Source organism: Paraglaciecola sp. T6c (assembly GCF_000014225.1).
Lineage (GTDB): Bacteria > Pseudomonadota > Gammaproteobacteria > Enterobacterales > Alteromonadaceae > Paraglaciecola > Paraglaciecola atlantica_A.
The window spans coordinates 2329435-2354449 of the sequence record NC_008228.1 but is presented as its reverse complement, the minus strand read 5'-3'; the positions used below and the strand labels follow the sequence as shown (position 1 = coordinate 2354449).

At 45.5% G+C, this 25015-nt stretch carries 18 protein-coding genes and 1 riboswitch; of the genes, 4 read left to right on the top strand and 14 right to left on the bottom strand.

The genetic code is table 11. The features are described 5' to 3' along the window. Positions 1 to 79 precede the first annotated feature (79 nt). The 10 genes from PATL_RS09890 to thiC form a co-directional block, all read right to left on the bottom strand. Entirely contained in the window at positions 80 to 3112 is a 3033-nt protein-coding gene (locus tag PATL_RS09890) for a TonB-dependent receptor (RefSeq protein ID WP_011574754.1), read from the bottom strand. A 488-nt stretch (positions 3113 to 3600) separates the two neighbouring features. Beyond that, positions 3601 to 5097 carry a tryptophan halogenase family protein gene (locus PATL_RS09885; protein WP_041713642.1) on the bottom strand — a complete coding sequence of 499 codons (1497 nt, stop codon included), beginning with the start codon at positions 5095 to 5097 and terminating at the stop codon, positions 3601 to 3603. A 194-nt stretch (positions 5098 to 5291) separates the two neighbouring features. Then, positions 5292 to 8207, bottom strand: coding sequence for a TonB-dependent receptor (locus PATL_RS09880; RefSeq protein WP_011574752.1), 2916 nt, complete (start codon positions 8205 to 8207; stop codon positions 5292 to 5294). Between the two features lie 810 nt (positions 8208 to 9017). Beyond that, the gene (locus PATL_RS09875) at positions 9018 to 9395 is read right to left on the bottom strand and encodes a VOC family protein (RefSeq protein WP_011574751.1); all 378 of its coding nucleotides are present in this window, start codon (positions 9393 to 9395) and stop codon (positions 9018 to 9020) included. 157 nt (positions 9396 to 9552) lie between these two features. Continuing rightward, entirely contained in the window at positions 9553 to 10776 is a 1224-nt protein-coding gene (locus PATL_RS09870) for a HesA/MoeB/ThiF family protein (RefSeq protein WP_011574750.1), read from the bottom strand. Next, entirely contained in the window at positions 10773 to 12611 is a 1839-nt protein-coding gene (gene thiE, locus PATL_RS22440) for a thiamine phosphate synthase (RefSeq protein WP_011574749.1), read from the bottom strand. The genes PATL_RS09870 and thiE overlap by 4 nt, the downstream gene beginning before the upstream one ends. Positions 12612 to 12613: 2 nt before the next feature. Further along, the gene (locus PATL_RS09860) at positions 12614 to 13414 is read right to left on the bottom strand and encodes a thiazole synthase (RefSeq protein ID WP_011574748.1); all 801 of its coding nucleotides are present in this window, start codon (positions 13412 to 13414) and stop codon (positions 12614 to 12616) included. A gap of 1 nt (position 13415) precedes the next feature. Continuing rightward, positions 13416 to 13613, bottom strand: coding sequence for a sulfur carrier protein ThiS (gene thiS / locus PATL_RS09855; RefSeq protein ID WP_011574747.1), 198 nt, complete (start codon positions 13611 to 13613; stop codon positions 13416 to 13418). Continuing rightward, positions 13607 to 14839 carry an FAD-dependent oxidoreductase gene (locus PATL_RS09850; RefSeq protein WP_011574746.1) on the bottom strand — a complete coding sequence of 411 codons (1233 nt, stop codon included), beginning with the start codon at positions 14837 to 14839 and terminating at the stop codon, positions 13607 to 13609. Before PATL_RS09850 ends, thiS begins: the two co-directional genes overlap by 7 nt. Positions 14840 to 14843: 4 nt before the next feature. Further along, positions 14844 to 16730: a phosphomethylpyrimidine synthase ThiC gene (gene thiC, locus PATL_RS09845; protein WP_011574745.1), complete on the bottom strand. Its 1887-nt coding sequence runs from the start codon at positions 16728 to 16730 to the stop codon at positions 14844 to 14846. A gap of 55 nt (positions 16731 to 16785) precedes the next feature. Then, positions 16786 to 16886, bottom strand: a riboswitch (TPP riboswitch). A 501-nt stretch (positions 16887 to 17387) separates the two neighbouring features. On the opposite strand from thiC, the gene PATL_RS09840 reads away from it, so the two are divergent. The 4 genes from PATL_RS09840 to PATL_RS09825 all read left to right on the top strand — a co-directional run bounded on the left by PATL_RS09840 (position 17388) and on the right by PATL_RS09825 (position 21730). Then, on the top strand, positions 17388 to 17657 hold the full coding sequence (locus PATL_RS09840; protein ID WP_011574744.1) for an RNA recognition motif domain-containing protein: 270 nt from the start codon (positions 17388 to 17390) through the stop codon (positions 17655 to 17657). A 906-nt stretch (positions 17658 to 18563) separates the two neighbouring features. Next, positions 18564 to 19184: a TetR/AcrR family transcriptional regulator gene (locus tag PATL_RS09835; RefSeq protein WP_011574743.1), complete on the top strand. Its 621-nt coding sequence runs from the start codon at positions 18564 to 18566 to the stop codon at positions 19182 to 19184. A 91-nt stretch (positions 19185 to 19275) separates the two neighbouring features. Then, positions 19276 to 20379 (top strand): NADH:flavin oxidoreductase, encoded by a 1104-nt coding sequence (locus tag PATL_RS09830; protein ID WP_011574742.1) that lies wholly within the window; start codon positions 19276 to 19278, stop codon positions 20377 to 20379. A gap of 124 nt (positions 20380 to 20503) precedes the next feature. Next, positions 20504 to 21730: an MFS transporter gene (locus PATL_RS09825; protein WP_011574741.1), complete on the top strand. Its 1227-nt coding sequence runs from the start codon at positions 20504 to 20506 to the stop codon at positions 21728 to 21730. A 10-nt stretch (positions 21731 to 21740) separates the two neighbouring features. Here PATL_RS09825 and PATL_RS09820 read toward each other — a convergent pair whose 3' ends face one another. The 4 genes from PATL_RS09820 to PATL_RS09805 all read right to left on the bottom strand — a co-directional run bounded on the left by PATL_RS09820 (position 21741) and on the right by PATL_RS09805 (position 24935). Then, positions 21741 to 22697, bottom strand: a complete 957-nt coding sequence (locus tag PATL_RS09820) for a hypothetical protein (protein WP_011574740.1) — start codon at positions 22695 to 22697, stop codon at positions 21741 to 21743. Between the two features lie 76 nt (positions 22698 to 22773). Beyond that, positions 22774 to 23187: a hypothetical protein gene (locus PATL_RS09815; RefSeq protein ID WP_011574739.1), complete on the bottom strand. Its 414-nt coding sequence runs from the start codon at positions 23185 to 23187 to the stop codon at positions 22774 to 22776. 88 nt (positions 23188 to 23275) lie between these two features. Beyond that, complete coding sequence (locus PATL_RS09810; RefSeq protein WP_011574738.1) at positions 23276 to 24022, bottom strand: substrate-binding periplasmic protein; 747 nt, start codon at positions 24020 to 24022, stop codon at positions 23276 to 23278. A gap of 241 nt (positions 24023 to 24263) precedes the next feature. Continuing rightward, positions 24264 to 24935, bottom strand: coding sequence for a TetR/AcrR family transcriptional regulator (locus PATL_RS09805; RefSeq protein WP_011574737.1), 672 nt, complete (start codon positions 24933 to 24935; stop codon positions 24264 to 24266). Positions 24936 to 25015 lie beyond the last annotated feature (80 nt).

Genomic DNA, 25015 nt, shown 5'->3' with positions numbered 1-25015 from the left:
AAATTTTTATCAAATAACAATCATCACGCAACGCTGGCGCAATGAATTTAGTCATGCATAAATGAAAATGCGTTAGCAATTAAAGCGAGTACGTCACGCCTAGAAATATCTGGCGACCAAAGTACTGAATGGTCCCCGTTTGCGCTTCACTGCCGAAATAACTTTTGGTTGGCTCGTCGGTCAGGTTATTCACTTGAAACAACATGCCGAGATTCTCGTTGATGTTGTATGACGCCTGATAATCAATCACGGTTTCTGAATCGAAATTAACCACTTGTTCATTCACCGCCACCTGCTTTGACACAAACGCATCACGCCAACGCACACTTAATCGAGTTTCGAAATCTTCGTATTCCCAGAACACCGTGGCCGCGACGACGTTTTCAGATAAACCTGGCAAGGTTTGCTCTACCGATGCACCGCCTAATGTGGTTTGGGTTTGAATTTCACTTTCTGTGTAGGAATAGCTGGCACTCATGCCCAAGCCCGACCACATGTCAGGAAGAAACGAATAGATTTGCGTATATGACAACTCAGCGCCGCGAATATAGCCGCCTTTGTCGTTATTCACGGCGGTTTCATAGCCACCATTTTCAGTGGGTACTTGCACCGATAAGCGTGAACCATCGTCATTAAATAACGGCTCGCCCTCTTCATCTGTCACCAGTACGGTAATGTCTGCCGGGATGGTGAATCCGTTACCGGTGAAATCAAACGGGTCTTCTTTAAAGGTATTGATGAACGACTTAATGTCTTTGTAAAATAACGCCGCGATGAAGGCACCATCAGTATCTTCAAAGTACTTCTCGTAAGAGATATCGTATTGATCGGCATAGAACGGGCGAAGGTACGGGCTGTTCGTGGCACTGCCAGAGATAACTGCCGTCGGTTTTGATAAAACAATCTCGCCTGTGTCTTGGTCACGAAAGGCTTGTACGTCTTCCACCCGCAAAGTGGCGTTGGCAAACAAACGATTAATCGGCGCTCGGCCAAGCACTTTCGCCGCAGCAAAGCGCAGCTGTTCACTGTCAGTCAGCTTAACGTTCAGGTTGATTGAAGGTAGGTAATCTCGGTATTTATCAGTCAGCAGTGCTGGGCGATAAAAGTCATTCACCAAGCCCGCATCATCCGTAATAAATTGAGCACCGTTGGCTGGGTTACCTCGGGTATCAATGACTTCACCTGTATCTGGGTCAATGATGTCTTCAGACACGTCTTGCAGTACTGTAGATGATTGCTCGGTTTCCACCATACGCACACCCACGTTTCCGGTAACGGGCAAGCCAAACAGCTCAGTATCTATGTTTGCCATGATGTATGCAGCGGTGACCTTTTCAAACACTTTACCGCTTTCAAGCATGGTCCAGCTGGTGTTAGGCCCCTCGCCCGGTCCGTTTATCACGCCGGGGCTACCTGCCCCCCACGTTTTAACTGGCTGCGGTATGCCGGAGGGGAACCACGCATTGAGCGCTGAATTTAAGTCGATAGAAAGATAGCTAGGCAAATAACCAAAGTCACCTTCCCAATCGACCACATCCACCATATCGTCCGTTAAGCGCAGCGGCGGTTGACTGGCTGAAAAGCTAGAGTCGCTGCCATATTCGAATACTGAACGGTCGTTGCTGTATTCACGATCAGAGTAACGCGCACCAAATTCAACTGAAGAGAAAAAAGCGTTGTCGTCTATTTCGTAGGTCAAATCAAAGCGATAAGCGTTCAGCTCATCTTCGTTTTCGTAAGGGTAAATACCGTATTTTGTGACCATTACCCTATCTAAATCAGTGAAGGCCTCGGCTTGGCTAAAGCCGACATCGGGTAAATCTAAACCGTGCAACAGGTAACTAATGGAGATGTCGTTATCGAAAACGGGTAGCTCAGCATTGGCATCTTCCCCCACTAGGGCCCATAACAAACCATTTCTAAAGTCACTCTTAGCAACTGACTGTGACACATCAAATGCCAAGGTTAAGTTGTCTGTCGCTTGCCAATCGGCGTTAATGCCATAGCTGGACACTTGGTCATAGTCTTGGTTGTCATCGTTAACCAACTCCACACGGGTAAAGCTTTGTGATGTGCGATTAAACGTACCCCCTATTACAGCGTTACCATTGAGCACAGGGTTGGCTACAGCAGCAGATGCACCGCCTAGCTTGACCCGAAACCCACGGGCGAATTCTTCAGAGTCAAATTTTGAGAAAAACGCATCCGCCTTTAGGGTAAAGGTATCAACAGGCGTCCACTCAATCGCGCCCATATAACCGTCGCGGGTTTCTTCGCCACCTTTGTGTTGTAACTCAAAGCCCTCGCCTAGAAACTCTTCGTCACCATCATTATCCACGTCTTTAGTGGCGTTATAGGCAAGGCCAACGAATTGGGTTGACACACTTGGCTGAAATAAGCGTGCGTAGCCAAGGGCTACCCCTAAGGTATCGTCTAAATACTTACCTTGATAAGACAAACTTAAACGATGGCCAAACTCTTCCGCATCAGACACCTCGCCTGCTCTGTCGTTAAACATACCTCGAGCGTTAACATTAAACGTGTGTTGTTGATCGTTACTTAACGGGCTAGCTGTTTGCAGCTCCACGCTACCGGCCACACCGCCTTCAATCAGCGAAGCCTTAGGGGATTTATACACTGCAGCCGATGAAATCAGCTCTGAAGGATATTGGTCAAACTCAATAGAGCGCGAGCCACTGGTAGACACTTGCTCGCGGCCATTGAGGGTCGAGAATACAAAGTCTCCCGACATACCACGAATGTTGATCTCTGCTGCTTGGCCGCCAGTTCTTACAGCTGAAATACCGGGTAATCGAGTCAATGCATCTGCCATGGACACATCGGGCAAGCCGCCCAAGTCATCTGCTGAAATTTGCTCGGATACCGTATCACTAAAACGTTTTTGGTTAAGTGACTGGATCAAACTGGTGGCAAAGCCTCTGACCTCTATGCGCTCGAGTTCCTGGCCTTGTTTTTGTTCGTCATTTTCACTGACGGTCCCTGCTGTGATTGGTTCATCTACCGATTGCTGTGCTACTGCTGAACATGCGATAAACGCAGTGCCACTTGCCAGCAACGCCGCGGTAATCAAATTCGGTGTAAATCTTTTCATGCGTGTGTCCCATTACATATGGCGAACGTCCGTTTCACACCTTCTTGGTCATTTATCAACGCAAGATAAGTGTTAACTTTTGAAACGAAGTACACCTTGTTGTTCCCAGCCAAAGATGTTAACGCTGAGTTAATAAGCAACACAACGCACTGCATACGTATTCAACAATTTATTAACATTAAAGATTTAGATGTAGAAAGAGGATAAAACGTCAGCGGTACATTTTCTGTAATATAGGTACGATATCCCGAACGTTAGATGCTATTTATTTACAAAAGTCGACAGAGGGGTATTTAACAAAGAGAGCAATGATAAGACCGAAAAACGGCTACAAGCACAATATTTTGTAAACAAAAATATGGTGCCGATGTGCCAAAGGGCAATTTAAACAGCCTTTAAAATCAAATGGGTGTTATTGGCAGTCCTTGTCGGCCGTGCATGAACAAAGACTGTATTTGATTGAAAGACCGAAGCGGTGAGAGCAAAACCTAAAACAACTGACCAGCGTGACTGGTGAAGTTTAATGCGCACCCTTGTAGGAACGTTTCGATGTTTTGTTCTTTGTACAAATCGCCTGTGCCAGGCTGTTTTGCGGCCAGTGCCGGAAATGCGCCATAACCTGCTAACAAGCAATTCCATGATACGGCGTTAAAGTGCGTAGAAAGGTCTTGGCGCGTGATCTCTGCTTCTAAATCCCCACGTTTATACCAAACGTCCAATATCTGCAACAGTGATTCAGACAGGTGCATATTATTGCGGTTCGCTCGCCAATACTCACTGTCGTTGCGGGTATTGAGCTTGTAGTGCGCCACAATATAATCCCGCGTGCGCTCCGTTCTAAATTGCATTTTGGCGTTGAACTGCCCTTGCAAACGATTAGAAAAGTCGCCCTCTTCGAATTCTAATATGAATTGCTCGATGGATATCTGCGTAAGGTGTAAAGCGGTTGCTTCAAGGGGCTCGATAAAGCCTGCTGACAGCCCAATACCTAAACAGTTGTTGTGCCATTGTTTCTCCAAGGCCCCCACCTTCATGGATAAATGACGACATTCAGTATTTTCATTTAGTTGCAGATGGTTCTTCAACTCTCGTTCAGCGTCGTGTTTACTGACAAAATCGGAACTATAGACATAACCGTTACCGAATCGATTCGTTAGGGGGATCTTCCAGCACCAGCCTGCTGATAAGGCCGTGGATGTCGTCTCAACCGGAATATGTTCGCTTATAGGCGTTGGCACCACAACCGCAGAGTCGTTAAATAGATTGTCTTTGTAACTGTTAAATTTGACGCCTAAGGTCTTTTGCATCAGTACGCTGGAAAAGCCGCTGCAATCTACAAATAAATCACCGCTTATCTCAATGCCTTCTTTACAGTGCAGCGCCGCGATATCACCATTAGGATGTTGCTTGATGCTTTCTACATTTGCTTGAACGTGATCCACGCCTAGACCGATAGCATGTTGCTGTAGAAAGGCACCTAACAAGTGGGAATCAAAGTGATAACCGTATTCTATACTAAACGGAAAATTAGCCGGTGTGTGTGGGCCTTTGTTCTGCTTAGCGAGTACGCCATTTAATAAAAAATCGCCAGGGTTTGTGTGCGTATCAAGCCCGAGGCGACGAGTGCGGGCGTTCACCATAAATGCCCGTTGGGTGAAGGTGTCTATTTGCGATATAAAGGGATGGCTGTATCGCGTGTTACCCGATGCAGGGCTGAAATTCTCAAAGGCGATATTCATTTTGTACGTGGCGTTGCACTGAGGCATCCAGTCGCTATCCCCAATACCAAGCATGCTAAAAAAACGTTTCAGTGTGGGGGTTGAACCCTCTCCAACCCCGACAATACCGATATCTGGTGATTCAACCAAGGTTATTGTTAAGGACTTATCTACCAACTTGTCAGCCCACTTGTGAGCAAATAAATTAGCCGCCATCCAACCTGCTGAGCCGCCGCCAAGGATAACAATATTAAATGGTTGAGACATACTACGCCTTACTAAATTAAAACAGGGAATTTGTAACCTAAGACCTGACTCACACATAAGTCACTGATCATGAATTACATCATACCTACATTCTTTACCTTGTTGAACGTCGCAAAAAGTTGAACGTCGCAAAAACCAAAAAGGCCCTTTAGCGGTGTCGCTAAGGGGCCTTGCACTTATAAACTCAATAGAGGTTAGTAAAACGAATAATTAAAGTTCATCATATATGAAGGGCCAAATTGACGACGAGTTGTGACGATACCATCGCTGTCCAGCGTCTCCTCATCGACGTCGGTCAAATTCGTTCCTTGTAACGAAACGCGTAAACCTTGCAAATAATCAATGTCTGAATCTTCAAAGTCGTAACTAATTTGTGCATCTAACAAGGTAACGCCGTTACGTGTTGCCGTTTCAACCTTGTTCGAGCCACCACGTTGATATGTGCTGAATTCAGAACGGTCGGTGCCAGCAAGGCGAATCTCAAAGCCACCCATTGCGTAATAAGCGGTCAATGAATAAGTGCGATCCGATTGCCCTGGAATGGCAGTACCGTCCTCTAGCTCCGCATCAATTAACGTAGCTGAAGCAGCAATACCAAAGCCTTCAAGTGCGTCAGCAAGCATATTTAATGGCACGTTCGCTGTTAGCTCTAGCCCTTTAACATCACCCGTTAAGCCATCTTCAAAGTAGGAAAAGGTGCCAAAGTCAGGGGGTGTAATGACATCTCCTGCTGAATAAGGCGTGTTTGCTGGCCCGTAGAGACCATCTTCAACAGCGACGCGGTCGTGGAACCCTGGGATGAAGTAATCGGCACCGTCATTGGTTACATCATTTCTGAAATTGATGTCTAGGTCGCCGTCTCTTGTCCAATTGACTAAATCTTTATAGAAGACCGCGGCTGAAACATAGCCTTCATCTTCAAAATAGTTTTCAAATGACAAGTCAAAATTATTCGCTTCCAACGGTTTCAGCAATGGATTACCGGCAAATTTAGACCAAGGTGAGCCATATTCGTCCACTGCAGCTTGCGTGTTCGGTATAGACAACAAATCGATGTTTTGGTCGAACTTCACAAAACCAGAGGCCTTCATTTGGTCAATTCGTGCACGGCTGATCGTCTTATTCGCAGCGAAACGCACAAACTTGTTGTCTGCCACTTCTACACTGACGTTCAGACTTGGCAAAACATGGCTATAGTCTGAGCTAACAGATGTTCGGCAGTCGTCATCTATTTGCTGATCGTTATTTGCATCACACACGGCAAAATTTGACCCAACCACACCTGTAAAACCAGAAGAGGATTGATCTGTTTGTACATACTGAACACCGATGTTACCCATAACAGGAAAATCACCCAGTTCAGTATTGAAATCGACTTTTGCATACAAAGTGGTGACTTCTTCTTCTACTACATAGGTATCGCCTAAACGATCCGGCTCTAATAAGCCCGCATCATTTAAGGTATATTCGCCATCGTTGTATGGTGCAAAACCATCATATGCAACAACATATCCCATGCCCGCCCAGGTTAAATCGGCTAAACCATTGTATAAATACGCTTGAGGAATAGCAGTAGAGGCTGGGTATGATGACGATGTAGCAAAGAAACCTTTATTTTCTTTGTCTTTATATCTGTCACTGTAATTAACACCCGCTGTTACTTGAGTAAAGATATCACCATCCAACAATCCCACCACTTCAAACTTATAGGTGGTCAACTCTTCGCTGAAATCAGCATAATTCAAAAACCCGTCCTGGGCATTCAAGTAACTATAAGGAGCTCCATTGGCGGTTAATTCAGTGCTAGTAAACTGATCCGCTAAATTAGCTAAACCACCACCCCACTCTTGTGGGCCTGTCAGTTGCAAAGCACTTGGATCAGAGAATGCATCTAAACCAGAAGAGTCAGTAAAGGTGATCCCATCTTGACTCATCACAAAATCACGCGTGCCTAACCCTGAAGAATCTAGTGCGCCAGAGCGCGCTAAGCCTGCGTATGACTCTCCGCGCAAATCACGCTTCGTAGACTCACTATTCGCTACGTCAACTTCTACTGACCAACTGTCATTCAAATGGTATTGAACATTTAAACCAAATACCTGTAAATCACCGTCCTTCTGAGATGGATCAGTTCGTAGGACCGGGTTAACACCAACTTGAGTACCTGTAGTCTCGGTACCTGTGCCTGAAATACTGCCAGCAGAGAAAGGTTCAATAAAGCCGCGAATAACACCAGAATCTGAGTAGCTTATATCAAGTGCATCAATCACTATGTCTAGGTTTTCTGTCGGCTGGAATTGCAACACAGCAGAGATAGTGTCTCGCTCAAGAACGGTGCTGATAGCTTGGCTATCTAGGCCAGATGGCGTTACTTGACCTTCATCATTGGTGTTATATCCCCACACACCATATTTACGCTGGTTGTTTGGCGATTCTGTGCTGGCGAGTGCAACGGCCAAGCCAATGGTGTCGTCGGCAAACTTTTCAACAAATGACAAAGATAAGCGATGGCCAGTGTTGTCAAACTCGGGGTTGTCAGAGTCTCGACCCGATAATTCATAGTTACCATTAATGGTTAAGGTTTCTTGAGCCTGTAATGGGCGAACAGTTTGTAAATCAACCGTACCCCCAATGCCTTGCACCATAAGGCCGGCCTCTGCGGTCTTATAAATTGTGGCTCCGGTCATGATTTCTGAAGGGTATAAATCGTATTCTACACCTCGGTTATCACCAATGCCGATTAACTCGCGACCATTAAGTGAGGTACCAGTAAAGTCTTCTTTAAATCCACGAACAGAGATACCTGAAGTACGACCGCCTACCCTTTCACCTGACATACCAGGCAAACGCGCTAACGACTCAGCGATAGACGAGTCTGGTAATTTACCAATATCCTCAGCTGAAATGGCTTCAACAATCGAGGTGTTTTCCATTTTTACTGCTTGGGCACGGATAAGAGACCCGCGAATACCCGTAACTTGAATAACTTCTGTGTCATTCCCTGGGGCATCTGCAGCTGCTTCTTGAGCAAATGCTGTGGGTGTTATACCAAACGCAAAACCGCTAGTGATTAGCGCGGCCTTGATTAAATTAGGTTTAAAATTTTTCATGTGTGTGTATCCCGGTTCGAGACTCAAATGGAAACCTAGGTATCGGTTAACAACTTGTAGTCAAATGTTACAGCTTTGTTCTAGTTGCCGCGATATTACAGTTACACATGGTGAATGCTCAATGTCTTGCATACGTATTCAGTAAAAATATACAACATAATTTTAACAGTACACTTTTGAAACGATACGGCAAAAATTACGTAACCCAATGTTTTAATTGACGTTAAAATCAAGAAGCTATTAGGGCATGAAAAGTTTATGTTAACTATCCACACTGACTAGATTTGTTCTGCTACCTAATCTTGTACAATTTTCAATGTTAGCCTTATGCGTTCATAGGCCAACAAGAATTAGCTCTCGCCTTCAACGTTACGTAAAACAACCAATACCATTTTAAGAGCCTTACCCAATCTCGTGTAAAGGAGTGCGGTGCCAGCGAAAGCAGTGCCAACGAAAATTTATTGCAAATGTTTAAGGCACACAGCAACAGGGCGTTGAGCACAAAAAGTATTGCGAGAATGCGAACAAAGAGGCTGCTATTGATAGAGAGAGTATGCGCAAAATTCAAGCATGGATGATGCGCTCGTTTAGCTGGCGTTGCTACTATCGCCCCTTTCTTGCCAAACACATACTAAGAACTGTCTGTATCGGAGGTAGCTTTGCTGAGTTGAGACCCAAGCGGAATGCAAAGTGTACGACCAAGGGCGTGTATTAAACGTTAAGCACTAGAAAAGCGTACAAGAGCATTATAAGCCAATGAAAAAGCGCAGCCTTTAGCATGCGCCGGTAAAAACGAGTTGCTGTTGAGCGTTACTGCTGAGAATGCAGGCCAAACATATTGCCTTCGGTGTCGGTTACTAAGGCGCAGAACCCATGTTCCCCTAACGACATTTTTGCCCGTTCAACCTTGCCACCTGCAGCCTCGACTCGGCTCTCTTGGATGGCGCAGTCTTCACACGCAAAATACACAAGCGTGCCGTTACCGCCAGCGCTAAAGCCGTCCATTTTCACCAACGCCCCAGAGGCACCGTAATTCTCCATGTCTGACGGAAACACTAACATCTGCGCATTGCCGTCTGTAGGATCGCTTAACGATTCCAGTTCAACCGCTAATACCGTTTGATAAAATGCTTGTGCTCGTGGCATGTCATCTACATATATCTCAAACCATCCTACTGGATTGCTCATTGTGTATCCTCTTTTTGCTGATGTGGGTGAGTCATGAGTTTTGTCGCTGTGTCCTTATTTAGCAAGGCGGTAAAGAGATTGAGTGCCAAGTTGCTAAGCCAAAAATGCTGACTGCAAGTGTCATGCAATACTGTCACTGCTTCAAACTGAACAACATTTAAAACCATTTCACGAATTGAGAGTGACTAAGTAACTCGCCTAAACCGCCCTTTAAGCTATACACCCGCCCATACCCCTTCGCTCGAAGACGTAAGGCCGCTTTGTAGCTACGTTTGCCTGACTGGCAATAGAGTAAAATAGGCTGGGTTTTATGTGAGAGTTTTGTGCCAACCCGATCAGCAAAGTCATCACTCAAGGGCAGGCATTGGCCACCAATATTAAAGCCTCGATGCTCGTCTGCGCTTCGCACATCAATTAAACCGATGTCTATCACTTTACTTTTACGGGCACTGTTAAGGCAACTTTCAGGAGCGCCCTCTAAACGCCCGAGCTGTTTAACAAATTGCTCGGGGCTCAGTTCAATTTGCGACCGAATTTGCGACTGAATGTCATCAGTGATGTGTAGCCCAGGTTCTTGCCCAAGCTCTTTAGATTCAATCGGGTCAGCAGTTTTAAGAGGTTGGCAACGTAGTACCTGTGACGGACTCGCGCAAGTACACAGCTTATTCTGCTGCAATGCAATACTGCGAACCTGATTACTGATACCTGAAAAGAAATGTAACTTGCCCTGGCTTTCATCTTGTAAATCTAAAAGATAGCCCAAGCAGGTATTGGCTTGCAGCAGACCCACTGCACCGACCACGCTACCCAATACACCCGCTGAATTGCAATCCGCGACGTCAGCCGGGATATCGGGAAAGATACACCTGAAGCAAGCGCAGCTAGGTGTGAACAAGGCTACTTGCCCTTCTAGCCCAAGTACACTGGCATAAACCCAAGGTTTATCATGCGCTCGGCAGGTATCGTTGATCTGTAAGCGTGTCGCAAAGTTGTCGGTACAATCAAGCACAATATCTGCTTGCGCTACCAAGATATCAATATTCGACTCGCTAAGCAGCTCATCCAGCGCTGCCACAGTGATAAAAGGGTTATTCTCACGAATACGGATTGCAGCAACATGCGCTTTAGGTTTACCCACGTCTGTGTAGGCAAACAAAACTTGGCGATGCAAATTCGTTTGAGAAATGCTGTCACCGTCAATGATGGTGATATTCCCGACCCCTGCAGCACCTAAGTACATCGCCACGGGGCACCCTAGTCCGCCAGCACCAACAACCAGCACTTTGGCATTTTTAAGGCGAAATTGCCCATCAACCCCCACCGCATCTAATTGTATATGGCGTTGGTATTGCTGCCACTCACCCGCGCTAAACAAGCTCATAATGCCAGCGCTCTCAATAACGATTTTGTCACTTTAATAGGGTTCTCGGCTTGAGTAATATAGCTAATCATAGCAATACCCGATACACCAAGCCCGTGGATCGCGTTTGCTCGCTCATGATCAATCCCCCCAATGGCAACCACAGGGTAATCTAATAATTTTTGCCAGTACGCTAACCCTGCTAACCCTTGCGGGACCCACGGCATGTCTTTGCTTTGTGTGGCGAAAACCGGACCATATGCAATATAAGAAGGTTTCAGCGCATGGGCGCGTGCAACTTCATAATGACAATGGGTACTAATGCCTAAACGCATTCCCGCTTCTAACAATTGCTTAATTGGGTTCGACTCATTTTGAGCGGCAGCGACTAAATCTTCTTGGCCTAAGTGCACGCCGTAGGCCCCGTGCTTAATAGCCAGTTGCCAATAATCATTGATAAACAAACGACACTGGAAGCGCGTTGCTATTTCAACCGCGCGTTTGATTTCCTCTTCAAGTGACTGCCCAGTTAAATCTTTTATTCTAAGTTGAATGGTAGTCACCCCAAGTGGCAACAAGGTATCCAGCCAGTGTGCGCGATCAACAACGGGATATAAGCCCAGTGATTCGTCGCCAATACCTGGAAATGGGTTCTCTTGTTTCTGTAATACGAGAGAGCTAAGTTCGCTCGTCGCCATCAGGGACTCAATATACAGACCGGGTAAACTGCGCTGAGTGGCAGGAAAACAAAGGATTTCGACGCCACCTTTGTTATGGGTGTCTTGATAATTCAGCTGGCTCTGTTGCTGTCGGAGACTCTGCTCACTTGTTAACTCAGGCGTGTCGAAAGAAGCGAGTTCCTTAATCTGCTTATCATGGGTGTCTTGATAATTCAGCTGGCTCTGTTGCTGTCGAAGACTCTGCTCACTTGTTAACTCAGGCGTGTCGAAAGAAGCGAGTTCCTTAATCTGCTTATCATGGGTGTCTTGATAACGTTGTTTATCATGGGTGTCTTGATAACGCACGTCTTGATAACGCACGCTTTTGGCGAGTAGGCCTTTCGCATTGTGTAGGCCCTGGGTAATGGCCATTTTCCCTATGACAATAGCGTCTTTTAAGCAGTAACCTAGGGCGATAGCGCTGGCTATTGCTGAGGCGAGTGCGCAGCCGGTGCCGCGTGTATGAGGTGTGTCTACCGGTTCATTTTGCAGCCAAAACTGCTCTTCTGGGCTGTAAAAAAAATCTAGACCCATATGATCAGCATACTGCCAGTGCCCGCCTTTGATTAGCACCGCCTGAGCCCCAATTTCAACCAAAGCTCTAGCAGCCCTTCTTAAATCCTTGGCAGTTTCGATATCAAACCCAACAAGCGATTGTGCCTCAGGAATGTTAGGGGTGAGCAAACTACAGTGAGCAAGTAGCAGCCTATTTATATTTCTATGGCTGTCGGTGTTTCGCTTACCGTGTAATTCAGCGCCACTTGTTGCGGCGCCAACGGGGTCACAAATTAACGGGATTTTTAGCCTCTGACGAACCGCAATGATTTGTTGCGCTTGTGCTTCGCTGGCAACGAATCCTGTTTTAATTGCCTTAGGACGAAATACCGATACGGCCTCAATTTGTGCGCGAAACATAGCGCTATCGACAGCGTTAACCGCAAAAACCTGTTGGTTATTTTGTGCTGTCACGGCTGTTAACACGCTGGTGCAGTGTACAGCTAATGCATGCTGGACTTTTACATCCATTTGCATGCCGGCTAGCCCTGCGCTGTCGCTGCCAGAAAAGGTCAAAACCGACGGCTTTATACCGTTATTTAACGACTCGGGATCGCTGACTATTGCATCATGGCTTATCATGCTCAGCCACCTCGCTCATTTTTGTCTTGGTGCCAAAATGGGGTACCTATCACGGGCGTACTGGGTTTCGCTAAGTCCCGTTGTTGAATAACACCTGCCTCAAAACCACTTCGCCCTGCGACAATACCATCTCGAAAAGCTTGGGCCATTAATATAGGATTTTGCGCCTCAGCCACAGCCGTGTTAAGTAATACTCCGTCAAAACCTAACTCCATTGCTTGCACAGCATGAGAAGGTGCGCCAAGTCCTGCGTCAATAATCAAGGTGGTATCCGGTAAACGCGCTCTGAGGGTTTTGAGTGCATACGGGTTCATCAATCCCCGTCCCGTGCCAATTGGCGCTCCCCACGGCATCACTATATTGCAGCCAGCATCGACCAATCGTTCGGCTAAAACCAAATCATCAGTGGCATAGGGAAAAACTTCAAAGCCCTGCGCGATAAGCTCTTTGGTAGCTTCAAGCAATGCGAATGGGTCGGGTTGTAAGTTATATTCATCACCCAACACTTCAAGTTTTATCCAGTGAGTGTTAAACACCTCTCGCGCCATATTGGCAGTGTGAACAGCGTCTTTTGCGCTATAGCAACCAGCCGTGTTGGGCAGTATATGGCAATTCAAGCTTTTTATATGTTGCCAAAAGCTCTCGCCGCCTTTCTGACTAGGAGACTGGCGACGCAATGAAACGGTGATCACTTGAGCGCCCGACGCTTGAATAGCTCGCTGCATAATGTGTGGGGATGGGTATAAAGAAGAGCCAACTAAAAAGCGACTGCTGAGTACTTCACCCGCAAGTTGCCAACTCATGCTAGCCGCCCTGCATAGGTGTGAACGCATCAAGAGCATCCTGCTCTTGCAGTACCACAGTCTCATGCTCATTTTTAGGCACAAACTGTCCATTAACCGCGACCGCACACATAGCAGGTGCATTGAGTTCTCGAAGGACGTCAGGCAATGACTGTTGCGTTACCTTGAACGGCTCGCCGTTAAAATAAATAGTTAACATGCTACTTCCTGAATTAAGTTCTCAAATGTTGATTTGAAATCGCTATTGAACAACCTGTCGCACGCCTGTTCAGCGAGTATGGGCGCTAACAAGTAACCGTGACGAAATAGACCATTGATGCGTATAACCCGCTGATTAAAATATATTTTAGGTAGGTTATCTGGGTATGCTGGGCGACAATTCGTCGCAGTTTGTACAATCTTTGCTTCACCAAAACCCACGTCAATGGAATACGCTGCAGACAGCAGTTCAAGCGTCGAGCGCACTGTGATTGGGCCAGTATCTTCGCTTTCGATTTGACTCGCACCAATCACAAAATGATGGTTGTGCCGCGGTGCAATATACAACTTGTATCTCGGATGCATCAGTCGCACTGCGTGCTTAAGCTCTACCTCTGGCGCATATAGGGTAATGACTTCACCGCGCACCCCGCGTAACTCAGGTATTTGCTGCCCGAACGTTTCCTGTTTAGTGGCGTTGTAGTTGAACTTAGTCCGCCTTTGGGTATCAGCAAGTGGGACTTGCTTTGCGCCAAGTCCGCGGCAGTCAATCACATAATCAAATACCTGTTTTCCCTCAGGCAAGACTACCGCTGCGCTATTGCCATTATTATTTCGCTGTTCGTTATCGACCCTGAGCACGTGCGAGTTTGACTGCCACGTCACAGCTGATTGCTCAAGGTAGGATGCAAGGCCTGTCATCACCTCAGCGGTATCAACCCATGCTTCGTTCGGGAGATAAAGTCCGCCGTCAAAGTGTTTTGCTAATTGCGGAGCATAATGATGAAGCGCTGCTTGGGTTAATAACTGCATATGTGAAAACTCTTCATCTTGCGCGAAATCTGGCAACTTACCCATTAACTGGCGGGAAAACTGCTGAAAATCGGCTTTATCTTCGCGGTGCGCCACCACTAACGTGCCCTGAACGAACAACGTGAGTGGTTTAGCCAAGTGCAAATTTAGGCTGTTAATAACATCCGGCCAGCGCGTTAAAGACGCCATCCCCATAGAAAACACAGCAAGCTCTGCACTTTCAAGCTCGCTATACGGTGCTAACATACCAGCTGCTGTATACGCAGCAGCACTGCCACTTTCGATGGGATCTTTATCAAATATGGTGAGCGAAATATCCGCTTGGCGGTGTAATAATTGCCACGCCATCATTCGCCCCATAATGCCTGCACCCACAATGGCAATGCGCATTTTGTGTTCACTTTGCACAGCCACAGGTTTACTCCGTCTGAGCGACGTATATCTGTGCACCTGCGGCGGTAAACTCAGCGGATTTTTGCGCCATACCGGCCTCAATGTCAGTATTTTTCAAATCCGCTGAATATTCGCGCACCTCTTGAGAGATTTTCATAGAGCAGAATTTAGGCCCACACATAGAGCAAAAATGGGCGACCTTCGCTGCATCTTTAGGCAAGGTTTCGTCATGAAATGCGCGGGCAGTATCAGGGTCTAGGCCTAAATTAAACTGATCGACCCAACGAAATTCAAAACGCGCCTTAGACAGTAAATCGTCGCGGTAGCGAGCGCCTGGGTGACCTTTAGCAATATCCGCTGCGTGAGCGGCAATTTTATACGCCATGATCCCTTGCTTAACATCATCTTTGTTCGGCAAGCCTAAATGCTCTTTGGGGGTTACGTAGCACAGCATTGCACAACCATACCAACCAATGATCGCAGCCCCTATTCCACTCGTAATATGATCGTAGCCAGGGGCGATGTCGGTAGTCAGCGGGCCAAGCGTATAAAATGGTGCTTCATGACAATGTTCGAGTTGCATATCCATATTTTCTTTAATCATATGCATAGGCACATGACCTGGGCCTTCGATCATAGTTTGTACATCGTGTTTCCAGGCAATTTTAGTCAGCTCACCAAGCGTAATCAGCTCGGCAAATTGCGCTTCATCGTTAGCATCGGCTAATGAGCCTGGACGCAAGCCATCACCGAGGGAAAAGCTCACGTCATATGCTTTCATGATGTGGCAAATGTCTTCAAAATGGGTGTATAAAAAATTTTCTTGATGGTGAGCAATGCACCATTTTGCCATGATAGAACCACCACGGGAGACGATGCCTGTAACGCGGTCCACCGTCATAGGAATATGATGCAACCGCACCCCAGCATGAATTGTGAAATAATCTACGCCCTGCTCGGCTTGCTCAATCAAGGTATCTCGAAACACTTCCCAGGTCAGGTCTTCAGCAACACCCTTGACCTTTTCTAACGCTTGATAAATAGGCACGGTGCCCACGGGAACGGGAGAGTTTCTAACGATATAGTCGCGAGTAGAGTGAATATTCTTGCCCGTTGACAAGTCCATAATGGTGTCGCCGCCCCAACGAATTGACCACACCAGCTTTTCGACTTCTTCTTCAATGGAAGAACGCAGTGCTGAGTTACCAATGTTGCCATTGATTTTAACCAGAAAGTTGCGCCCGATTATCATGGGTTCGAGTTCTGTATGGTTAATATTGGCTGGGATAATCGCTCTGCCTTCAGCCACTTCTTTGCGCACAAACTCTGGTGTAATGGGCTGCAAATTGGCTCCCAAAGAATTACCTTTTAGTCGCTTATTACGCTCATCCGTAGTGAACTCATTGCTTAGGGCTTCCCGAGCTTGGTTTTCGCGAACGGCAATATACTCCATTTCTTTGGTGATAATACCTTTGCGGGCATAATGCATTTGGCTGACATTTTTACCAGGTAAGGCACGTCTTGGCGTGCGCTGCAAAGCATCATTGTAATATTGAAAAGCGCGTTCTTGATCGAAGTGTCCGTTGTCTTGGGGTTGTACCTCACGACCTTGATATTGTTCAGTGTCGTTTCGAGACAATACCCACTCACTTCGCACATCAGCAATGCCTTTGTTGACGTCTATGTCTACGGTTTCATCGGTATAGGGACCTGAGGTATCGTACAAAGTGACGGCGGTCCCGTCGGTTAAACTGATTTCGCGCATGGGCACACGAACGCTAGGATCGTTAGGCGATGCAACATACACTTTTTTACTGGCTGGAAGGGGTGTGCGTGTAATTTTTTGACTTTCAGAGGAGGCACTAGCCGGTGCGTTAGCAACCGCTTCACTGGAAGAAAGGACAGTGTTCATTTTGTTTTCCTTAAAAAAATACAGGCGCGCGGAAAACGAAAACAAACATCCCTTGTGAGGATGTGCTGCTCATTCCTACGCCGATACTAGTCGGATCAGGTTCTACGGGTTTGTATTACTACATCTCAGCCAAAAAAGGCGCCCCGAGAGCGAGTGCGGATAATAGGACAACAAATTTAGAATTACTAGCCCCACGCCAAAGGAATTTATTTTACCCAAAAACACATATGTTGCTGACTTAAATAAAAGCACGATTGACACATTTAAACCAAAACCGCCTTAATTACAAAAACCTGTAAATTCGCTAAAAATACTGAATTTTGTCTATATAATCCCATGAAAATCATATTAAACACTTAAATTTGTGAAATTTAGAAGTGCTAAAAATTTAACGTTAACCGCTTTTAGCGACACGTTAACGAGGGCGATAGGATACAATTCGGACGAGCATTACCAAGGGTAGAGGTTCAAAAATATTTTATCCTAGAACAAAAAAAGTGAAGTCTTTTTCAATGACCTCACGCAAATTCGGAGTGAAGCTAGATAACAAGGATGTAAAAAACCACATCAAGGATCAACAGCCACTAGCATTAACCCGTATTGATACACAGCAAACGCTGTTATCATTAGCCCATTATTTTTTATAAGGGCGTTACCATGAAATTATTGATCCGCAATTTAGACCGAGCCACCACGCAAGACGAGCTTCGCACCCTTTTTGAAGGTTATGGTGTTGTTCAGTCATGCACTATTGTGATTGATCCCGCAACGCAAAGCTCAAAAGGCTTTGGCTTTGTTGAAATGCCAAAAGCAGGCGATGCAAAAGCCGCTACTATTAATCTGAACGGCCATACCTTAGGTGCAAATAAAATACGCGTGAAGAAAGCGGAAGAAAAGGCAACAGATAAACCAGAAGACACTGAGTAACGAATATTTACAGCAATAGCGAAAATATTATTAAAACCCGCTTCTGAGCGGGTTTTTCTTTGAGCGTTTATCTATCTTCTTACAATATTTATTTATCTTCTTACAGATTAAAGGCGCATTAATATTTGTCCGCTTACATCCGCTGACGCGTTACTCATGTCACAATTATTCAACTTTCGTGTTAGTAGCGCTCTTCTTATGCAAATGCCGTATTAGGCATGCAAACTGGATAATTTGCATTTGGACTACGAAGATCAAGTCTCAGAATTTACCAAGTAACCCTATCTTCGCGTTTAGGCGCAACAGACTGAAAATAGTAAAGCTCAGTTAGCGTCTTACTACCCGCTCTACTATCAAGGCTCCCTCAAGCGGATCAAACCAGGGCGATAGCTGATACAGCTGAACTTGCCTTGGCGACAATAATTACGACAACCGATTGCGACTCCGGCGATAGACCAATTGGTTGCATTGCTTAACGACTCTCTATGATGCACTTTGGTCAAGTGCTCTATTTAGCTGGAAAAATTCCCCAGACCCAGCTAAGCACAATGGTTACGCCCAAACCCGACGTTAATACTTATAAGTATTCCACTGTATCTACTCGACTCACTATTACTTTAAAAGTGAAACCAATTATTCAGATTCAAGTACGGATGCGCATCAAGGATTAACTATCTTACCCAAGTAATTAGCATTCCTTGAGTACTGCGCAATTATCACTGTCAAATTGAAGAGCAGTTAATAATAAAAAATCCATGGTAGTCCACTTATATCGAGACTGGCTTATGGGTGTTTTATTTTAAATTGACAGTGTCAATATAAAATATATTATGGGCGTCAAACACCGAAATAGTAAACCCAAGTGTATGCAAAAAATGTATGTGCCAGAAGCGCTAAAGAGCCTCAATGCCTAAAGTGTTAACGGATGAAGAGATACAGTGTTTTCGCAATCGAATGTGCGATCACGCCTTGGTTTCATTTGCTAAAAGTGGCGTAGAGGGTATTTCATTGCGCGGATTAGCCGCTGATTTACGTTGCAGTCGCACTACGCCCTATCGTTATTTTAAAAACAAGGCTGATATCCTTGCAGCGCTGCGCCAGCGTGAATTTGCACGGATTGCCGACACCCTCGAAAATGCTTTAGCCCAAGAGCCAACCCAAGATAAGCAGCTGAGCGCACTTTGCCATGCCTATTTTGATTTTGCATTGCAATATCCAGATTCCTATCGCGTCATGTATAGCGTAGCTCAGCCTGACTTAAGCAAATATGCAGCTCTTGAACGTGAGATTTTACGTAGTAGCGCGCCGATGCGCCAAGTGGTGAAGTCAGCGGTAAGCGCTGGGATCTTAAAAGGTGACCCAACAGATATATGTTATGTAGTTTGGGCCGGAGTCCACGGCTTGATATCGTTGCACTTATCGCACATGTTGGGTGAACAACGAGATATAGCGCAGCTTGCAACCGTCATGATTGAGTCCCTAGTGCGTTCAGTTAGCGTTGCACCCGCTTTATCAGTTTCAATTTAGGGATTCGAATGAAAGTTTCGAATTAGAGTTTCGAATTAGAGTTTCAAATTAGACAAAACTAACGAAAATAAACATTATCAAGGACAACACTATGAGTAACAAAGTAGACGCATTATTCGCCCCCTTTACCCACAAAGGCTTATCGCTAGATAACCGCGTAGTAATGGCCCCAATGACCCGTGAGTTTTCTCCTGGTGGAGTACCTACTTCAGACGTCGCCGATTATTATCGCCGCCGCGCACAAGGTGGAACAGGCTTAATTATCACCGAAGGCACGACCATAAACGATCCTGTGGCAACCATGAGTGATCGTATTCCTCAGTTTCATGGGGATGCTGCTCTTGCAGGATGGAAAAAGACCGTTGATGCAGTACACGGTGCCGGGGGTAAAATCATGCCTCAATTGTGGCACGTAGGCATGGCGCGCGTAGCGCAAAAAGCGCCGTTTCCTGAATTACCTAGCGTCGGCCCTTCTGGACTGTTCAAGCCAGGTAAACAAGGTGCTGAGCCAATGACCCAAGCACAAATTGAAACGGTTATTAACGGCTTTGCGACTGCAGCTGCGGATGCTCAGCGAATTGGTTTTGATGGTATTGAAATTCACGGTGCTCACGGATATTTAATTGATCAATTCTTCTGGGAAGGCACTAACCAACGTACTGACGAATGGGGTGGTAGCATGGCTAATCGCTCTCGTTTAGCGGTAGAAATTGTCAAAGCAATACGCGCAGCTACCTCACCTGACTTCCCCATCGTATTACGTTACTCACAATGGAAACAACAAGATTACAGCGCAAGGCTGGCTGAAACGCCGCAGTTACTTGAAGAGTTCTTAGCGCCCTTAAGTGATGCAGGTGTGGATATATTCCACTGCTCTCAGCGCCGTTACTGGGAAAATGAATTTGAAGGCAGCGATTTAAACCTTGCTGGCTGGACTAAAAAGCTCACCGGTAAACCCACTATATCCGTTGGCTCTGTGGGCTTGAATGAAGACTTTTTCAGTGCCTTTGCAGGTCAAGGTTCGAATACACGCTCTATCGATGATTTGATCGAGCGTATGGACAAGGGCGAGTTTGATTTAATTGCCGTGGGTCGTGCGTTACTGCAAGACGCAAACTGGACCAATAAAATTCGCAACGGAAAACTTGAAGAACTAGAACAGTATTCAGGTGAAGCGCTAACGACCTTAGTGTAAGTTAACGACCTTGATGTACATTAGCGACCTTAGTGTAAGTTAGCGACTTTGTCGTAATATTATCAGCGCTTTACATTTTCCAATGTGTAAAGCGCTTTAAATACAGTGTTCAAATTATCGTTTTATGACCCAATCAAACAATGATCAAGCCAGTGATGTAAACCATCCACGTGCAGCGAATGCGTTAGCCAAACGCACCTTATTGTTAGCTGCAGGCGCCATGGGATTTGCCCAAACCGTGCTGTTTGCCATACTCGCCCCCCTTGGGCGTGAAATTGGTTTAGTGGAAGTGCAAATCGGGGCCATTATTTCTTGTTCTTCGTTAACCATATTTTTGGTCAGTCCTTTGTGGGGACGCGCCAGTGACATGTGGGGCAGAAGAAAAGTCCTGCTGATTGGTTTGTTTGGCTATTCAGCAGGTACCATTTTATTCGCGGGTGTATTTCAAGCTGCCCTGCTGGGTTACCTGATCCCCCTTATTGCCCTTGCGCTTTTGATCACAACACGAGTAGCCAATGCGGTGGTGATGGCAGCGGTTTCTCCCTCAGCTAACGCTTACATGGCAGACATAACGACAGTACAAGATCGTATCAAAGGCATGGGAGCCATAGGCGCCGCAACCAATATTGGATCAATATTAGGCCCCGCCATAGGTGGTTTGTTGGCAAGTATCAGCTTGATTACTCCTTTGTATTTCTCGGTATTATTAACGCTGGCAGCCGCCATATTGGCCGTTTACGCCCTACCCATTTTGCCTAGACCAGAGCATGTTAGAAAGCCTCAGAAATTAAAATACACTGACCCGCGCATATTTCCCCTCGTGATAGCTGGAGTTATGTTATTTATGGGCTTTGCCATAGTGCAACAAACTATCGCCTTTCGTTTTCAAGATGTACTTGGACTTGATGGCACACAAACAGCAAAAATCGTGGGGATAAGCCTCATGTTATCAGCCGCTGCTGCGCTAATTGTCCAATTACTGGTTATCCCTCGATTATCTGTACGCCCTTTCGTGCTGCTGCGCATATCCATGCCTATGATGATGATTGCATTTGCGATTATGGCGACAACGGACACCCAAAGCATGTATATGTTAGCCATGTGTATTCTTGGCTTAGGCATGGGCCTAGCAGGGCCTGGGTTTATGGCGGGAGCATCAGTTGCGGTATCATCTGACGAGCAAGGAGCCGTTGCTGGCGTAGCAGGTGCCTGTCCACCTTTAGGGTTTACTGTAGGGCCGTTATTAGGCACGTACTTGTACTCAATTGATGGTGCTTTACCTTACTGGTTCGCGTTTGGTTGCTACTTTTTGTTGTTTTTCTTCACCATGAAATTTAAAGACCGAAAATAGGTAGCCACCGTTAGAAATGAACCGGCGATGCCAGCGCTAGAACACGTTTCCTGACCACTTCGTCAATCAAATTGTCGTGCATGTCCTTAGGCTTTACATAGCTGTCCATTATGCCGTTAATTTCCTTCAAAAGAGGCATCAAACGTTCCTTGTCTTTGGCTTTTACATCGTATTGATTGAGTGACCGTAACAAGCTGATTGACGCATTATTTAAGCTATTATTCTGCCTAGGCGTGGGGTTGTCATGTGCGGTTGCCAAGCCCAACAGCCGACTGACTTGTTGAACCACATCATCGTTATATTCAAAGGCCGACACACTGTTTTGTCCGAAAATCGTTTTGCACTCATTTACAAATCCTCGGTAATCAAGATGTTGCGAAAACCACTTAACGTCTAACATTTCAGCGAATGATAAATTTTTACCATAACAAGGGTTACTGGCCACCTGAGGATTACGAATACATTGCTTGTAATAACTTTCGATAAATGCGACAGGCTCGCGAAACCATACCCACACCTGCACATCAAATAACGTGGCAAGCTCCCCCAATAACGTTTTTGAAGCATCTGGGAAATCCCACCAGTAGTTATAGATCCCCTCTGATGACAGAATAATGGTATGGGTATCATCTTTTATTTGTGAGATGACATTGCTCATGTTGGCCACAAAATTTTCCACATGCGTGGTCACTAGATTTTTCTCAAACCATTGATGAGCAGGTGCACCGGGATTATTTGATGCCGCTAAGTTATGCGGGTACAAAATTCCATTACCTCTTAATTTACGCTGTTTCTTACTTAGGTAGGTTTGAATACTCGTAGTGCCTGTTTTTGGCGTGCCAGCATGAATGATGAGTTTGATTTTATTGACATCAGGTCCTTGTGCGTGATTTTTCGATGTTGCGGGACTGCGTAAGTCCAATTGGGCGACTAAGTCTCGGGTAAAACGCATTATGGGGTCGTCCATTCTATGGCTAAGCCTTATATTAATTCAACGGTGCACCAGCTAATGGCACCAGAGTCTTTTGCTGATTGCTTAAAAGTTAATGGATCTGCTGAATACCGCGATACTTCATAAATCTAGATGCCCAAAATGTACCAAAGAGCGCACCAAATGAAAGGGTAAACATGATGATAACGGGCAAGGATGGTAGAAACTCGTTCATCCATTGATTTACGCCCAGCCAATGAACACCTAATGCGCTAACAAAAGCAATGAGACTAAGCTTATTGGCAGTGAAAAAAAGGGGGATATCATACCATGCGAGTTCGTTGCACCTTTTGAATCGTGCGAATCCCCAATAGACGTAAGATACAAAGCATAGAATAGCCATAAGGCACACTAGGGCAATATCTCTATAACTCGTTAAATCATCTAAAAGCACATAACCGATATTCAATACAAACATAGTGATAGCTAACCAGAATATCACCAATGGCCCTAAAATCAGTCCCACTTCTCCCCCTTAAGTTTGCTCAACATACTTGATATGTTTGAGATTAGTTCTATTTGATTTGACCTAATCTAATCAAAACACGCTTCATTTAATCAAAATTTTGTAATGGCGGCGTTATCCCGTATTTTTCGAAATAACGGTTTATTTTACCGCTTTTTCGGTATTCCAACATGGTCCTTGCCACATCATCATAAATGGCATTGGCTTTGGCGTTTTTAGCAATGCTTATGTAATAAACATTCTCGAAGCTATCCACTAAGGTCGCCTTTTTAAAACGACTTTTAAATAGGCCTTCCCATTGAGTCTCGGAGGTGACCACTACATCTACTCTACCACGTTCCAACATGGCTAATAATTGCTCACTCTGACCAACCAAGGTCATGGCAAGTGGGTCAAGGTTAGAAAAGTGGGGCGAATAGTATGCCCCTCTAACGGCTCCTACATTAAGCTTGGCTAAATCGGCATAAGAGGTGATGTCAGCAGATAAGGTAGGCGACATATAAAACGCTAGATTTCTAATATTATATCCATAGGGAATAGCACGTAGAAAAGGCTCTCTGGAGGGATTCATAGAATGCCGAATCAATATATCGACGGTGCCTTTTTTAGCCTCTCGGTATGAGCGCCCCCACGGTGCTTCTAACCACGTTATTTCATGACCGAGCTCGCGAAATATATCGTCTACTAGTTCAGGGATGACGCCGAGGCATTTACCATCATCAAAAAATAGTTCCGGGGGATGATTGCGACAGTGAGACGTATAGGACTCGGCCACCAAGTTTAGTGGTAAAAACATCAATAAAAAAAACAACCACACTTGCTTACTCTTTTTCATATCGACTATTTAGCGGCATCGGATCCTTTCATCTAACGCTAGTATAATACCAACTCCAGCAAATAATTAACCGCTTAGCAAAAATTTAAAAGGGCATAACCGAGGTGCTTGAATGACAGACCACCATAAAAACCACATAACAGTCTTTTGCATTTGGGCTACGCAGAGTGAATTTTTTGACGCCCACTCTGCATAGGAGTTCAAGATAAGATAACCCCATTTTGTACTCAATAAAATCGATTTACCCTTGGGCAAATACGCTGTTGATTTTCGCTAACAGCACAGGGCGATAAGCGTCGGTAGCGTCGGCAGCAAACGTTAACAACATGCCGCAAATCATCTGCTTGCGGTATTCTGCAAGGTCAATATAGCCATGCATCCAGTCGTAACGAGCGATACGTTGGTTGGCGAATAAACGATCGGCGAGTAAGTCAGTATCCACCTCACCGTTTAAAAAGCCGTGCTCTTTGGCGTCCACGCATACATGATAAGCCAGTTTTAAGGATTTCTTGAAAATACCTGCCGCATGCCCATGTTCAAATAATGACTCTTGCTCACCGACCACAAAGGCAGCTTTATAAAAGGCTTCATCATCTCGATAAAGTGACATTAAGTTATCGGTAAACGACTCAACCGTAGAAATCGGATCTTTAAACGTATCTGAAAACAGCACGAGTTCGGTGCGCTCTACCATATCCACCACAAGGTGTTTCAGTACTTCAGCCTTGTTACCAATCAAATTATGAATGGTCGGCACAGTCACATTGGCTGAGCTGGCCAACTCAGCCAACGTAAAAGAAGAAAACCCACCACTGGCGATAATACTGCGTGCGGTATCCAGAATTGTCTGCTTGCGTTTCAGTTTATTGGCTGTGCGTGTTGCCACCCCACCCTGTGCCCTAGCTGCCTTCATATAATTTGCTCGTATTGCTCCAACCAGTAAACTTTAACACGCATTAAATTTTATGTTGAATAAAATTTACAAAAGATTAA